The sequence below is a fragment of the Luteococcus sp. genome (assembly GCF_043424415.1).
Taxonomy (GTDB): domain Bacteria; phylum Actinomycetota; class Actinomycetes; order Propionibacteriales; family Propionibacteriaceae; genus Luteococcus.
On sequence record NZ_JBHWOO010000308.1, the window covers coordinates 1 to 14,286 of the forward strand.

The window sequence follows — 14,286 nt, forward strand, 5'->3', positions numbered from 1 at the left end:
CGCAGCCGCCGCCTGATCGGCGCAGCGCGACAGCCTCCCACTGACTCCCGCCAATCTTTGCACCAGAGCCGGGTGCTTTGACCTGGCGGCCCCGTTGCTTGCGCCCATCCCATGCCAAGTCCATCGTTTCCCTGTCCTCAACACGATCGAGCGAGTCGCCAACGAGCTCGCGGAACGGGAACTCTTCGGGATCGAAACGGATGTGCCCGTATCGGTCGTGGCTACGCATGCTCGGGTCCGGCTGGGTAATCACGAATAGTCTTCCGTCGACGTCGACGGTGAAGTCTCCTCCGTTCTCAGTCACGCGGCGGATACTCACCTCACCCGGAGGGCCTAGGTCACAACGCACGATCTCTGCCGGGCATGTGATCCAGCAGCCGCCGCTGTCGGCATGAAGCTGTCGACTTCCGCCGTAACTGGAGTGTTCCCGCTAAAGTGGCCACTGAAATTAAGCAGCGAGTTCGTATATGTCTCTGAATCCTAGTTCAAACTCGACCGGTGTCAAATAGCCCAGTGTGGAATGCCGCCTCACCCTATTGTAGTACTCCTCAATCCAAGTGAATGTGCTCTTTGTGAGTGCTTTAAGAGTGGGCCACGGGCGAGTGTGAACGAGTTCCTTCTTGAAGCTCGCGAAGAATGATTCCGCGACCGCGTTGTCGAAACATATTCCAGTACGTCCCAGTGATCGCCGGATATTGTTTTTTGTGCAGTATTTGTCGAAGTCTCCGGACGTGTATTGAGTTCCGCGATCGCTGTGAAATATCACTTTCCCGGGCGGTCGCCGGCGAGCGATGGCCATATCCAGTGCGTCGGTGACCAGGTCGGTGCGCATGTGGTCGGCCACGGCCCATCCGACGACCATTCGGGAGTGCAGATCGATGACGGTGGCCAAGTACGCCCAGCCGTTCCATGTCCGCACGTAGGTGATATCGCCGCACCACTTGGTGTTCGCCTCTGCCGCCGTGAAGTCGCGGCCAATGAGGTCAGGTGCAGCAACAGGGTCGTCGCCAGCGACGGTGGTGCGCCTCCATGCCTTCGGGTGGCGGCCTTCCAGACCTGCGGCCTTCATCAGGCGCCACACCCGCTTGTGCGATACCCGGTGGCCGCCGGCGGCAAGCTCCGCACGCATACGACGAACACCGGGGCGGCCATTGAGGCGCCCATAGAGGCTCTCGATCAGCGTGGTCAGCTCGTCGTCCCGCAGGTCGCGAGCTGAGCGCGACTTGCCACGCCACTTGTAGTAGCCAGAAGTCGAGACGCCGAGTTGAGCACACATGAACGTGACCGGATAGGAATCGGATTCAGCCCAGTCCGCGATAGCCGCGAATTTCACCGCGGGTCTTTCGCGAACCAGGTCGCTACTTTTTTTGCGAACTCCACCTCCATGCGGGCGTGCTTCACTTCTTCACGAAGGCGCTCGAGTTCCGCCCGCTCGTCCTCATTCAACGGGCGGTCAGACTCGCCGTTTCCCTCATCTCGGGTCTTCTTCACCCATTTCCCCAATGTCATCTCGTGAACGCCGATACTGCGTGCAACTTCAGCGATCGCACGACCGTCATCGATAACCAAACTTACCGCGTTGGCCTTGTACTCGGCAGTGAAGTTCCGACGAGTCGATCCCATAATCCGCTCCCTCCATCTCGGGGGAACTCACCGCTCATCTCGGAGTGTCCACCAAGACGGGAACGGTCCAAACCGGGCGGCTCAACCGGCGGTTCGAATGCCAACGGCAGTACGTACTCGGTCAGTCTGGAAGAAGCGTGGGAGCGGTCCAGGTGCAGCAGGACGGGGGCGGAGTCGTCCATGACCCACAAGTCAGCGCCGTGCGCTGCGACATCGCCGGCCTGGAATCGATACGAATCGTCGGCAACATCGTCCAAGTCGAGATCGACCAAGACGCCGCTTTCTTCTATCTCGCCGTGCTCGGCGAAGTGGAACCACTTCGGCCAGTATCGATCCGGCGACGCACCTAAGTCAGTCAGCCGTTCGGTCCCCGGCACGTAGTCGTGCGAGTTGCCGGTTCTCCTGGCTTGGCGCTCGACAAGTTGGAGCCGACGCACTCTGCCCGTGACCACGCCCGGCCGGCCCGGCACTGAGTGGTGAAAGTTAGGCGTGAGGAAACCGGTCACATGCGTCAAACCGGCAGCCGGGCGGTGGTGGTGCCACGTGGCGGTCCACCCGTTACCGGTGACCTCGAACGGCCACCGTAGGGTCTCGTCCCGCTCTTGCCAGGGGGCCTGTCCGAACTTGGGCTGCACCGTGACGCGGTAGGTGGTCGTACCCGGCCTGCTGGCAACCGCTGATGTGACCAAAGAGAGTCTGACGCTGACGACATCGCCTACATGAAGCGGGCGGAGAGTTCCGTCTTCGAAAATTTCATGGCCCACGAGCACTTGAATAACTCGGGCCGTGCTTCCGGAATTCATTGATGAGCCCCACGCACTAGGCGGACCGGTGGGCGAAGCCACCGGGCGCGAGGTTACCTGTGGCGGGAACGTATCACGCTCACATCAGCAGAGGTTGGATACGCCCCGACTAAAGCCGTGCAGGCGAGCCCCGCCTCTCTCCGCCGCAATGCGTAGATGACAGATCCCTGCAGGCCGTACGACATCCAAGTGAGAAACCGACACGGTGGCTGAGGGCCGACACGGGGTCGATTACACGCTCGTCACCGTGCTCACCTGACCCGCCAACCAAACCTGCGAGAACCCGCCAAACGAAGTTGAAGGTCACACCATCGGCGCTGTGTCGCAGGGTGTGTTTTGCTATTTATGAAACGTCGTCCCGTTGGGTCTAGGGTGTATTGATACATCTGCTCGGCGAAAGGGTCTTCTGGTGGCTGATCGGATCGGGACATTGCTTGACCGTTCGGGTGACGGTGGCGAGGAGGTGCTCATCGTCAGCCGCGGGAAGATGCGGACTCGGTTCCGTCGCCGAGACGAGTTGTACTGGAGCCTTCGGGTGGAGTCAACGGACTCGGAGAACATCGTCGAGGGGAAGCCAAAGCCGGATCCGACGTCGGTTCGCCGGGCCTCGCGTCCACGCGGTCAGCGGGTGGCGTATGTGCGGGTGTCGGCCGCCGATCAGAACGAGGCGCGTCAGCTCGAGGCGGTGGGGGAGTGCGACCGGGTCTACGTCGAGAAACAGTCCGCTCGCTCGCGTGCCGATCGCGTGAAGCTCGAAGAGTGCATTAGGTATCTCCGGGACGGTGACGAGCTGGTGGTCGCGTCAATGGACAGACTCGCTCGTTCCCTGGTCGATCTCAAGCAGATCGTTGGTGAGGTCACTGCCAAGGGCGCGAGTGTGGAGTTTGTCCATGAACGGGCTACCTACGCCGCCGGCGCCCAAGATCCTCGAGCCGATCTGATGCTTTCGCTGCTCGGGGCGTTCGCCGAGTTCGAGCGGGCCATCATTCGTGAACGTCAGGCCGAGGGCATTGCCATCGCTAAGGCGAAGGGCAAGTACAAGGGTCGTAAGCGAGTCCTGACCGCCGAGCAGGTCGACAAAGCCCGGGCCCGCATCGAGGAAGGGGAGGGGCCATCAGTGATCGCCCGCAATCTCGGAGTTGGCCGATCCACGCTCTACCGCGCACTACAGCGCGTTGAAGCGGGCGGGCGTGGACGCACCAGCCACTGACCCCCGCCCTGAAGATGGTGGGTATCGCTAGCCACAGCAGCTCGACCGCCGAGATTCGGCACTCGGGAGGGACCGCGGTTCTTGCTGACCTTGCGCAGTTTCTCCAGGCACGAGTCAGTGCAGCCGGAAGCCGGACGGGCCACCTATCCGACGCTGTCCCGGTGTGCCGGTGCTGTGGAACTGGCCGTGGTCTTGTGGTCACGCGGAGCAGTGCCCGGGGCAAGGATCGCTAGCAAGACTGCGGCTGCGGCGGTGAGGATTGCCAACGTAAGTGTGGCCTGACTGCTGCCGTTGACAAATGCCTCTTTGGCGTAGTCGACCAATGGTTGCGCCATTGGTCCGGCTTGTGCGGCGATCTCTAGGGCGGCGGCCAGGGAGTCGGAGACCGGACCGCGGGCAGGTTCGGGTAACTGAGGCAGGGCGGGTTGGATGTGGCGGGTGTATCCGGCGGCCAGCACACTGCCGGCCACTGCGATCCCCATCGCAGCGCCGATCTCGCGGGCCGCATCGTTGACTGCGGCGGCGACCCCGTGTTTGCTCTCCGGAGTTTCGGCGATGATCGCGTAGGTCGCTGGGGCTGTGCATAGTCCGAGCCCTGCGCTCATGATCAACAGCGGCCATAGCAGGTCGAGGTAACGTGCGTCGACGGTCATCCGGCTGACCAGCATCAGGCCAACTGCGATGGTCGCCAGACCGGCGACGGTCATCACTCGTAGTCCAAATCGCTGTGACAGTCGGGGGGCGATCACCGAGATCACGATCAGGGGGACCGTCATCGGCACCAATCCCAACGCCGAGGCCAGCGGTCCGTATCCCAGGATCAGTTGCAGGTACTGCACCAGGAGTAGGAATACCCCGAAAGTGACCAAGAATTGGATGGCCACCGACAACGAGCCGGCGCTGAAGCCGCGCTTGGCGAACAACCGAACATCCAACAAGGGGGCCGAGGATCGCAGCTCAATCAGGATAAAAAAGGCTGTCGCCAACATACCGGCCCCGGCGCTGGCGAGAACGATCGGGTCGGCCCAGCCCCGCGCGGGAAACTCGATCGTGGCGAATACGATTCCCGCAACCGCGACTGCAGCTGCCGCCGCGCCCACCCAGTCCACGGGAGGGTGATCATGCTGGCTGGACTCAGCGATCGTGCATGCCAGCGCGGCCAGTAGGGCTCCCGCTGCGGTCAGTCCGACAAATACCGACACCCACGACCAGCGCTCAAGCAGCACCCCGGCGCCGAGGATGCCTAACACTGCTCCGGAGCCGGCGACTCCAGCCCACACACCTACTGCTCGGCCGCGATGAACGGCGGCGAAACCAGCAGTCAGAATCGATAGCGTCGAGGGCATTACCAGTGCAGCGCCCGCCCCGGCAATCGCTCGCGCAGCGATCAACCAGGCCGGGTCAGACAGCAGCAGGGGAAGTGCGGATGCCATGGTGAATATCGCCAGGCCTATTACGAGAACTGCGCGTCTGCCATAGCGGTCACCGATCGCTCCAGCGGGCAGGACCAGGCACGCCAGTACCAGCGTGTAGCCGTCGACGATCCAGGTCAGCTGGGCTTGCGTCGCTCCAGTCTCTACCGCAATCTCCGGTAATGCCGAATACAGCGCGGCCATGGCCGCGACCACCAACGCCACGGCTAGGCACGACACCGTGAGCATCCACCATTCGGCTCGGGTCCACCGGGATGACTCGGTGATGGTCTGTTGGGGTGAGTGCATCGCCGGCCCCTTGCTGTGAGATGATCGGTCTTGGTCTGAGACAAGTAGTATCACAGTATCCGGCTGGCTGGACAGGTTAGCTTGGACGAGAAGTGACCGTCGGCCGAAGGGGAGAGCGTGAACGACTGGAGTGCTGACCGGCCCGCTACGGACGACGATCAGCTCGATCCGCGACTGCTGCGCTCACGAAAACGATTGCTCGACGCTGCCACGCATCTCCTGAGCACTGGCGGTGTAGAGGCGGTTACCGTCGAGGCGGTCACTCGAATGTCAAAGGTTGCGCGGGCCACGCTCTATCGGCATTTCGGCGGGACCGCCCAGTTGCTTGCGGCGACCTTCGAGCGGCTGTTGCCTCGCGTCGAGGTCTCTGCCGACAGTGGGTCGGTACGAGACCAACTCATCGCGCTTCTCACGGCCCAAGCCGACCTGATTGACCAGGCGCCGCTGAACATTACGACTCTGGCTTGGCTGTCAATCGGATCAGTCGGCGGCGATCCTGCCGATTCGGCCGCGATCACCTCACTGCGCAGTCGAGTCATCGAGGAGTACCGGCAGCCTTTTGACCACATCCTCACACAGCCTGACGTACAGGCGCAGCTCGGCAACATCGACACCACCTTCGCGATTGTTCAACTCCTGGGCCCCGTCGTGTTCGCTCGCCTCACTGGGCTCTGCACGGTCGACCACGACGGATGCGTGCAACTTGTTGATGATTTTCTTGCTGCCCGCAAGCAGGGAGACAAACCCATCCCGGCCGAGTTCGGCCACGATCTGAACCGCCCAGGCGCCGTCGGCGGACCTTGCTGAATCAAGGCGGTCCTTGTTGTTCGATAGGTGGGACCGCTCGCCGCCGAGGTCGCCGACTCGGAGGTGGCCTCCCGCGGCGGTGAGTTTGGCCTAAGTCCTCGAGTTTCTCTGTGACTGCAAAAAGTGTTCAACCTCGACCGCGATGAACAGGGCAGTGGCAGTAATAACAGTCCGGCCCTCTGCATCCTCCATCGTGGACCTAAGGTCCAATTTCCGGCCATCGCGAGACCGAACTGCACGCGCAGGATGTACGGGGTGTCGAGTAATGCTGGCGCAAGATAGTCGAGCGCGAGACGGCGCGTCACGGCGAGCTCGCCGACCGAATACAGCAAGAAGCCGAATAGGTCGTCAATCACGGTCGCTACCGCGCCGCCGTGTGCAATGCCGGGTGCCCCAACGTGACGCTGGTCGAACTGGTGGTGTGCGACGACGCCGTCTCCGTCACGCCGTACCGAGAGGAAATGTCCATTCGGGTTCTCTGGTCCAGTCGCGCCCACCACGCCTACTGATCAAGTGCCGGGTTGCGAGGTGTCGAGTTCCCGGCTGTGGCCCGGCCAAGACGCCATGGCGCACGGCTTCCTTTACGCCGACCCTGGGAGTGGGGGCGGGTTTGGGTTCCGGCTGATTTTTATGTGCTTCGCAGAATTTGCGAATGTGTCGCAGGAAATGCGAATCCTGATGAAGGACCGCAGGTCAGAGCAGTAGTTCGCATACTGTCTGCGGCCCGGGTTCGCCATGTCGGACAGACCTCGGATCATCTGCGCGATGCGCACCTGCTCGCAGGTCAGGCGCAGCCCGAGTTCGAACGAGCTGCGAGCCATTCGGGGAGGTGTCGAGTTCGCACAATCGACACCTCGACACCTTTTACTTGTCATAACGTCTGGTTATCGGCCGTGGTGTACGTGCCATAGATGGGTGGGCATCCAGCCACCTGCATTCTGGCAGCGACTCACTTTCGCGGGCTGCAGCTGCGTGGTCCGCGTAGCGACTCCGGCTGGATCGCCTACTGGTGAAACCGGCTACCGCTCCGGGTGGCCTCAGGTTAGGTCTAGGAAGCGGCGTAGGTCGACGAACGTCTCGTGCACGACTGAGTAGTGCGCCCACTTGCCGCGCTGGTCTCGGGTCAGGAGTCCTGCGTCGACGAGTTTCTTGAGGTGGTGGCTGATCGTGGGCTGGCTGATGTCGACCACGTCGAGCAAGTCGCACGCACACACCGACTCGCAGCCTTGCGCGGCGATGTGGGACAGCAGCCGCAGGCGTGTCGGGTCTGCCAGTGCTTTGAGCGTGCGCGCCATCTGATCTGCGGTCTCGGCGGTGATCGGAGCTGACGACAGGGGGCAGCACTCGTTCTGCGTCCGAGCCGGAAGGACGTCGTTTGCTGAAGTCATTTCCTCGATCACCTCACCTCGAACAATACATTGACACATGCCGATATGTGAGCATAGCCTCCAGCATAGACGTTCATCGATATGAGGGAGTTTCGTGCCAATGAGCACCACCACAGCCCGGGCTGTTGCGCCGGTCGCCAAGAAGATGTCGTTTCTCGACCGCTACTTGGCCGCATGGATTCTTGTGGCCATGGCGGCCGGTCTGCTGCTCGGGCGCTTCGTCCCGGGCCTGGATGCCGCTTTGGACTCGGTGAAGATCGGCGGCATCTCGGTGCCGATCGCGGTCGGCCTGCTGGTGATGATGTATCCGGTCCTGGCGAAGGTGCGCTACGACGAGACCCACAGGGTGACCGGCGACCGGAAGCTCCTCACGTTGTCGCTGATCCTGAACTGGGTCCTCGGGCCGGCGTTCATGTTCGCGTTGGCGTGGATCTTCCTGCCGGACCTGCCGGAGTTTCGTACCGGGTTGATCATCGTGGGCCTGGCGCGGTGCATCGCGATGGTGTTCATCTGGAATGACCTGGCGTGCGGGGACCGGGAGGCCGCCGCGGTGCTGGTCGCGATCAACTCGGTGTTCCAGGTCGTGGCGTTCGGCGCCCTCGGATGGTTCTATCTCCAGCTGCTGCCCTCCTGGCTGGGGTTGGAGACCACCTCGGCGCAGTTCTCCGTGTGGTCCATCGTGATCTCCGTGCTGGTCTTCCTCGGCATCCCCCTGCTGGCCGGTTTCCTCACCCGCGTGTTGGGGGAGAGGGCGAAGGGACGCCAGTGGTACGAGGAGACCTTCCTTCCCCGGATCGGCCCGTGGGCGCTGTACGGGTTGCTGTTCACCATCGTGTTGCTGTTCGCGATGCAGGGCGAGGCGATAACCTCGCAGCCGTTGGACGTGGCCCGGATGGCCGTGCCGCTACTGCTGTACTTCGTCCTGATGTTCTTCTTCAGCTGGTTCGTCTCCAAGGCGGTGGGGCTGAACTACGCCAAGTCGACCAGCGTCGCCTTCACCGCCTCGGGCAACAACTTCGAACTCGCGATCGCGGTGTCGATCGGCACCTTCGGTATCGCCTCGGGCCAGGCCCTGGCGGGTGTGGTCGGCCCGCTGATCGAGGTTCCTGTTCTGATCGGGCTCGTCTACGTCGCGCTCTGGGCTGGCCCCCGACTGTTCCCGGGAGATCCAACCCTTCCGCCACCTCGCACGGACCCGGCCCGCAACACCGAAGGAGCCCGGTCATGACCAGCACTCCCAGCGTGTTGTTCGTGTGCGTCAAGAACGGCGGCAAGTCCCAGATGGCGGCCGCGCTCATGCGCCTGCACGCCGGGGAGGCGATCGAGGTCCACTCCGCGGGCACCCGGCCCGGTTCCGCGGTCAACGCCCTAGCCGCGGAAGCGGTCGCCGAGCTCGGCGCCGACATGTCCGACCAGACACCCACGGCCATCGACTCCGAGCTGCTTCGGCGGGTGGATCGCGTGATCGTTCTGGGAGAGGAAGCCCAGGTCGAACCGGTCGACGGGATGGCGGGCACGATCGAGGTGTGGGATACCGATGAGCCCTCCGCCCGCGGAATCGAGGGGATGGAGCGGATGCGGTTGGTCCGCGACGACATCGACCACCGAGTACGCGATCTGCTCGCAGAGATCACCAATGGCAAGCCATGCGTGTTGTTCGTCTGTGTCCACAATGCCGGGCGTTCCCAGATGGCCGCCGGCTACCTCTCGCATCTGGCGGGGGACCGGATCGAGGTCCTCTCCGCCGGTTCGCAGCCAGCCGAGCAGCTCAATCCCGTCGCGGTGGAGGTGATGGCAGAAGAAGGCATCGACATCACCACCGCCACACCGAAGGTGCTGACCACCGACGCGGTCAAGGCCGCCGACGTGGTCATCACGATGGGCTGCGGAGACACCTGCCCGGTCTTCCCGGGAAAGCGGTACGAGGACTGGGAACTGGCCGATCCAGCCGGTCAGGGCAAGGACGCTGTCCGCCCGATCCGCGACGACATCAAGCGGCGCATCACCACCCTGATCGCCGAACTGGCACCGAAGGAGAACACCCAATGAGCACGAACTTCAACGAGCTTCCGGTAGTAGTCATCGGCGCCGGCCCCGTGGGGCTGGCCACGGCCGCGCACCTGCGAGAACGGGGTCTGACCCCGTTAGTGCTCGAGGCCGGCGCCACCATCGGCGCCGCTATCGAGCAGTGGGGGCACACCCGCCTGTTCTCGCCCTGGCAGTACGACATCGACAGCGCCGCCCGACGCCTACTCGAGCCCACCGGCTGGACCGAGCCCGACCCGGACGCTCTGCCCACGGGGCACGAGCTGATCAAGCACTACCTGGCCCCGCTCGCCAAGCTCCTGGGCGACGATGTCATCCGCACCGGCGCCCGCGTGGTGGCGGTTTCCAGAGAAGGAATCGACAAGACCCGCTCGGCGGGCCGCGAGCAGACCCCGTTCCTGGTCCGAGTCCAGGCCGCTGATGGCGCCGTGACCGATGTGCGGGCCCGCAGCGTCATCGACGCCTCCGGAACCTGGGGCCAGCCCAATCCGCTCGGTCGCTCCGGTCTACCCGCACCCGGTGAGAACGCGGCGATCGACAAGGGCCTGATCACCGCGCCGCTTCCGGCCGTGACCGGGTCAGAGCGCGACCGGTTCGCCGGACGTCACGTCCTGGTCGTGGGGGCCGGACACTCGGCCGCCAACACCCTGCTCGACCTGGTTGACCTCGCGAAGCAGGACCCTGCCACGCGGATCAGCTGGGCGGTGCGCACCCCTGAGGGGTCGAGCGTCTACGGAGGCGAGGACCGCGACGAGCTGGCGGCCCGCGGAGCGCTCGGCACCCGCCTGCGCGAAGCTGTCGAGTCCGGTGTGATCGAGGTCCACACCTCCTTCGCCATCACCGAATTCACCCCGAAGACCGACAATCTGACCGTGCACGCCAGCACCCCACAGGGTCCCACTCGACTTGAGGTGGACCTACTCGTCCCGGCCACCGGATTCCGCCCCGACCTGTCCATCCTGTCCGAGCTTCGGCTCGCTCTCGACCCGGCCGTGGACGCTCCGTATCAGCTCGGGCCGCTGATCGATCCGGAGTTCCACTCCTGCGGAAGCGTGGCACCGCACGGCGAGAGCCTGCTGGCGCATCCCGAGACCGGCTTCTACATCGTGGGAATGAAAAGCTACGGCCGGGCACCAACGTTCCTCATGGCCACCGGATATGAGCAGGTCCGTTCCATCGCCGCCGCACTCGCCGGTGACCGGGCCGCCGCCGATGATGTGCACCTCGACCTGCCCGAGACCGGAGTCTGCTCCACCGACCTCGGTGGCTCGTGCGATGCACCGGCAACCCCACAACTGATCTCGCTCGGCGCCACCACCTCCACCTCTTCCTGCTGCTGAAAGGTCCCCGCCATGACTATCGACGCACCCGAATTGGACGTCCACGTCCTGCAGCGCACGGCCGCTGACCTCGCTCGAACGTACGAGGGCATGTTCTCGGCCGAGACCATAGAGCGGTACGTCTTCGAGTCCTACACCGCGCTGGCTCGCACGGCGACGATCAAGCGGTATCTCGCGGCGCTGGCCCGAAATTTTGCCTCAGACAGGCTCCGTGCACTGGCGTTGTCACAGGGCAAGATCCAGTCGACCGTCCCACAAGTGCTGTTCGTGTGTGTTCACAATGCTGGCCGATCCCAGATCGCCGCGGCCCTGCTCAAGCACTACGCCGGTAGCGGCGTCGAGGTCCGGTCAGCCGGCTCCCTGCCGGCTGGCGAGGTCGACCCCCACGTGGTGGAGACGCTGGAGTCTCGCGGAATCGACATGGCGGGGGCGTTCCCGAAGCCGCTGACGGACGACGTGGTGCGGGCTGCCGACTACGTCATCACCATGGGGTGCGGCGATGCGTGCCCCGTCTATCCGGGCAAGAACTATCTGGACTGGGACCTCGCAGACCCCGCAGGTCAGGGCCCCGAGGTCGCTAACCAGATCGTCGACGACATCGACGAGCGAGTCCGCGCCTGGTGGGCCACGGTTCAGAAGTAACACACCGCGACCCAGTGGCCACACACTACGTTCGGTCCAGTGCTTCCACGAGCTGCGAAACCGCATATGCCTGACCGGCCCCGCGGCGGGCTCGCGGCGCTGTGTATCGCGCAGACCACCAGTTGGGGCCTATTGTTCTACTCCCTGCCCGCCGCAGTCGCACCGATCTCCCAGGAGACCGGCTGGAGCGACACCGCCATCACTGGGGCACTGTCGGCCGGGCTGGTCGTCTCGGCGATCGCGGGCCTGAAAGTGGGCTCCGTTCTGGATTCCCACGGTCCACGCACGGTCATGACCCTCGGAGCGGTCATCGGGGTGGCCGCGCTGGCACTGGTGGCGTGGTCGCCCAACCTGCCCCTGTTCTATCTGGCCTGGCTGGTGGCGGGGTTCGCCCAATCGGCTGTCTTGTACCCGCCCGCGTTCGCTGTCATCACTCGCTGGTACGGCCCGCGACGGGTCGGCCCCCTGATGACGCTGACACTCGTCGCCGGGCTTTCCTCCACTGTCTTTGCCCCGCTCACTGCCTACCTGATCGAGCAGTTTGGTTGGCGCACCAGCTACCTCATCATGGCCGGCATCCTCGCCGTCGTATCTGTGCCCCTGCACGCCTTCTTTCTCAACTCCACCTGGTCCGGCACCGGCAGCGAGCCGACCGTGCAGCAGTCCCGAACCGAGATCCGCCAAGTCACCAGAACCCGCCAATTCCTCACCCTGCAAGTAGTGATGACGGTAGCCACGTTCACGCTGTTCGCCGTCACGATCAACCTCATCCCGCTGTTGCTGGAACGAGGAATCGACTACTCGACCGCAGCACTGGCCTTCGGACTGGTGGGCGCAGGACAAGTCATCGGCCGGCTCGGCTACCCATCACTGACCCGAAGAACCACACCCCAACACCGCACCCTGGTGATCCTCGGCGCCGGCGCACTCGGCCTGTGGGGTCTGGCGACAATTCCCGGCCCGACCTTGGTACTGATCGCTCTGGCCGTCGGCACGGGCGCGGCCCGCGGCTGCCACACCCTTCTTCAGGCCACCGCCGTCTCCGACCGGTGGGGCACCCAAAACTTCGGCGCCATCAACGCCTTATTCAACGCACCGATGACCGCCGTCACTGCACTCGCGCCCGTGTCCGGACCCCTATTGGCCAGCCTCGTCGGGGGATACCCCGCAATGGCGATCGTCATGGCAGTCCTGCTCACCATGGCCGCAGCACTAAGTGCCCGAACGTGAACAGGAGCTGACCACCATTTGTGCCACATCCCGCCCCGCAGATCACTGCGAGGCAATCATCATCGGCGGCGGGCAAGCAGGCCTGGCCACCGCCTACTACCTGCTGCGGGCAGGCGTGGACATCCTCGTTCTAGATGATCAACCCAACCCCGGCGGGGCATGGTTGCACGTATGGCCGTCCCTGCGACTGTTCTCCACCGCCGAGTTCTCCAACCTGCCGGGCTGGCCGATGCCCCCTTATGACGGGTTTCCACCGGCCTCCCATGTCGTGGACTATCTCGCTGCCTACGAACAGCGCTACCGGATTCCGGTCCAGCGCCGCGTCGCGGTCGATGAGGTGACGTACGAGGACGGCATCTACCACGTTCGGGCGGGAACTAAGTCGTGGACAACCGAGAACGTGGTCGCGGCCACCGGGACGTGGTCCGCCCCCTTTGTTCCCTCCTACCCAGGAACCTTCGCCGGCACGCAGTGGCATTCCGCCAACTACCCCGGTGCCACTCCCTTTCGAAGTACCACGGTCGCGGTCGTGGGCGGCGCGAACTCCGGCGCCCAGATCGCCGCAGAACTCACAAGCGTCGCCAAGGTGACCTGGTACACCCGTCAGCCACCACGCTGGATGCCCGATGAGGTCGATGGACGAGTACTGTTTCGCCGCAACCGACTACGTGCCCTTGCCCTGCAGCGCGGGGAGCCCGACCCCGGGACAGACTCAGCCTTAGGAGACATCGTCGTCCTGCCCGAGGTGCGCCGCGCCCGCGACACCGGACGGCTGCAGGCCACACCGATGTTCACCTCACTGGATGAGATCGACGCCGAGCACCTGATCTGGTGCACGGGTTTTCGCCCCGCGATCGGGCCGATACGCCGACTGCTCGACCACGGTCGACCAAAGCATCCGGGACTCCATGTGGTCGGCTACGGCGACTGGACCGGCCCCGGAGCGGCAACGATCACCGGTGTGGGGCCCTATGCCAAACAGGCTGCCCGGAGAATCGCCGCATCAGTTGGCAGAACCGTGAAATAGGCGCAGCCACCAAGGGGCGGTCATGCCGGTACGCCTGATAATCCGTCGGTGTCGTCGAGGTAGCCGACATCGCGCAAGGCCGCCTCGAGAACCCGGATATACGGAAGATGCAGTTCGGTAGCCATGCCGTCGAGGGTCGTTCGGGCTGGCAGGCCGCGCAGTCCGCGGGTGCGCCATAGGTGCAGATTCTGGCGGGTGATCCCGATTCGGCGGGCTAGCTCGGACTCGCCGACGCCGTAGGCGCGTTTGTGGGCGTCGATGAGCTCGACCAGGCGAGGGGTCTCCATGCTCTGAGTGTCCGCGTGCGCCACGGGTACCGTCAAGGGGTAGTTAACCGTTCCAGCAAGGGTAACTTTACAGAATATAAGTTATCGGCGTTAACATAATGGCTGGTCGGGCCCTGTTTTGGGCCACGGTGTGCTCCAACCGTGTTTACGGGTGGCCCAGTC

Annotated in this window: 15 protein-coding genes and 2 pseudogenes; 10 read left to right on the top strand and 7 right to left on the bottom strand. The window is 64.1% G+C overall.

What is annotated here, in order from left to right; all coding sequences use genetic code 11:
• The 3 genes from ACHFFZ_RS17170 to ACHFFZ_RS17180 all read right to left on the bottom strand — a co-directional run.
• On the bottom strand, positions 1-304 hold a 304-nt coding region (locus ACHFFZ_RS17170), incomplete at its 3' end, for a hypothetical protein (RefSeq protein WP_394277805.1).
• A 144-nt stretch (positions 305-448) separates the two neighbouring features.
• On the bottom strand, positions 449-1,333 hold the full coding sequence (locus ACHFFZ_RS17175) for an IS3 family transposase (protein ID WP_378002181.1): 885 nt from the start codon (positions 1,331-1,333) through the stop codon (positions 449-451).
• On the bottom strand, positions 1,330-1,623 hold the full coding sequence (locus ACHFFZ_RS17180; protein ID WP_378002180.1) for a transposase: 294 nt from the start codon (positions 1,621-1,623) through the stop codon (positions 1,330-1,332). The genes ACHFFZ_RS17175 and ACHFFZ_RS17180 overlap by 4 nt, the downstream gene beginning before the upstream one ends.
• Before the next feature lie 137 nt (positions 1,624-1,760).
• On the opposite strand from ACHFFZ_RS17180, the gene ACHFFZ_RS17185 reads away from it, so the two are divergent.
• On the top strand, positions 1,761-1,973 hold the full coding sequence (locus ACHFFZ_RS17185; RefSeq protein ID WP_394277806.1) for a hypothetical protein: 213 nt from the start codon (positions 1,761-1,763) through the stop codon (positions 1,971-1,973).
• Between the two features lie 1,012 nt (positions 1,974-2,985).
• The gene (locus tag ACHFFZ_RS17190) at positions 2,986-3,636 is read left to right on the top strand and encodes a recombinase family protein (protein ID WP_394277813.1); all 651 of its coding nucleotides are present in this window, start codon (positions 2,986-2,988) and stop codon (positions 3,634-3,636) included.
• A 143-nt stretch (positions 3,637-3,779) separates the two neighbouring features.
• On the opposite strand, the gene ACHFFZ_RS17195 is transcribed toward ACHFFZ_RS17190, so the two are convergent.
• A complete protein-coding gene (locus ACHFFZ_RS17195) occupies positions 3,780-5,357 on the bottom strand; it encodes an MFS transporter (RefSeq protein WP_031264631.1) in 1,578 nt (525 codons plus the stop codon).
• A 117-nt stretch (positions 5,358-5,474) separates the two neighbouring features.
• On the opposite strand from ACHFFZ_RS17195, the gene ACHFFZ_RS17200 reads away from it, so the two are divergent.
• Positions 5,475-6,164, top strand: coding sequence for a TetR/AcrR family transcriptional regulator (locus ACHFFZ_RS17200; protein ID WP_061230162.1), 690 nt, complete (start codon positions 5,475-5,477; stop codon positions 6,162-6,164).
• 308 nt (positions 6,165-6,472) lie between these two features.
• On the opposite strand, the pseudogene ACHFFZ_RS17205 reads toward ACHFFZ_RS17200, so the two are convergent.
• Together ACHFFZ_RS17205 and ACHFFZ_RS17210 are read right to left on the bottom strand one after the other, a co-directional pair.
• Positions 6,473-6,664, bottom strand: a pseudogene (locus ACHFFZ_RS17205) (PaaI family thioesterase); the annotation flags it as partial.
• Between the two features lie 537 nt (positions 6,665-7,201).
• On the bottom strand, positions 7,202-7,564 hold the full coding sequence (locus tag ACHFFZ_RS17210) for an ArsR/SmtB family transcription factor (RefSeq protein ID WP_394277807.1): 363 nt from the start codon (positions 7,562-7,564) through the stop codon (positions 7,202-7,204).
• A gap of 88 nt (positions 7,565-7,652) precedes the next feature.
• Here ACHFFZ_RS17210 and arsB point away from each other — a divergent pair, with 88 nt between their 5' ends.
• The 7 genes and pseudogenes from arsB to ACHFFZ_RS17245 all read left to right on the top strand — a co-directional run bounded on the left by arsB (position 7,653) and on the right by ACHFFZ_RS17245 (position 13,837).
• Positions 7,653-8,780, top strand: coding sequence for an ACR3 family arsenite efflux transporter (arsB, locus tag ACHFFZ_RS17215; protein WP_394277808.1), 1,128 nt, complete (start codon positions 7,653-7,655; stop codon positions 8,778-8,780).
• Positions 8,777-9,163, top strand: a pseudogene (locus ACHFFZ_RS17220) (low molecular weight phosphatase family protein); the annotation flags it as partial. The gene arsB and the pseudogene ACHFFZ_RS17220, both read left to right, overlap by 4 nt.
• 18 nt (positions 9,164-9,181) lie before the next feature.
• Positions 9,182-9,601 (top strand): arsenate reductase ArsC, encoded by a 420-nt coding sequence (locus tag ACHFFZ_RS17225; RefSeq protein ID WP_256378867.1) that lies wholly within the window; start codon positions 9,182-9,184, stop codon positions 9,599-9,601.
• Entirely contained in the window at positions 9,598-10,938 is a 1,341-nt protein-coding gene (locus tag ACHFFZ_RS17230) for an FAD-dependent oxidoreductase (RefSeq protein ID WP_394277809.1), read from the top strand. Before ACHFFZ_RS17225 ends, ACHFFZ_RS17230 begins: the two co-directional genes overlap by 4 nt.
• A gap of 12 nt (positions 10,939-10,950) precedes the next feature.
• Positions 10,951-11,580, top strand: coding sequence for an arsenate reductase ArsC (locus ACHFFZ_RS17235; RefSeq protein WP_253002073.1), 630 nt, complete (start codon positions 10,951-10,953; stop codon positions 11,578-11,580).
• Between the two features lie 66 nt (positions 11,581-11,646).
• Positions 11,647-12,810: an MFS transporter gene (locus tag ACHFFZ_RS17240; protein ID WP_394277810.1), complete on the top strand. Its 1,164-nt coding sequence runs from the start codon at positions 11,647-11,649 to the stop codon at positions 12,808-12,810.
• Complete coding sequence (locus ACHFFZ_RS17245; protein ID WP_394277811.1) at positions 12,797-13,837, top strand: ArsO family NAD(P)H-dependent flavin-containing monooxygenase; 1,041 nt, start codon at positions 12,797-12,799, stop codon at positions 13,835-13,837. Before ACHFFZ_RS17240 ends, ACHFFZ_RS17245 begins: the two co-directional genes overlap by 14 nt.
• A 20-nt stretch (positions 13,838-13,857) precedes the next feature.
• Here ACHFFZ_RS17245 and ACHFFZ_RS17250 read toward each other — a convergent pair whose 3' ends face one another.
• The gene (locus tag ACHFFZ_RS17250) at positions 13,858-14,124 is read right to left on the bottom strand and encodes a hypothetical protein (RefSeq protein ID WP_394277812.1); all 267 of its coding nucleotides are present in this window, start codon (positions 14,122-14,124) and stop codon (positions 13,858-13,860) included.
• Positions 14,125-14,286 lie beyond the last annotated feature (162 nt).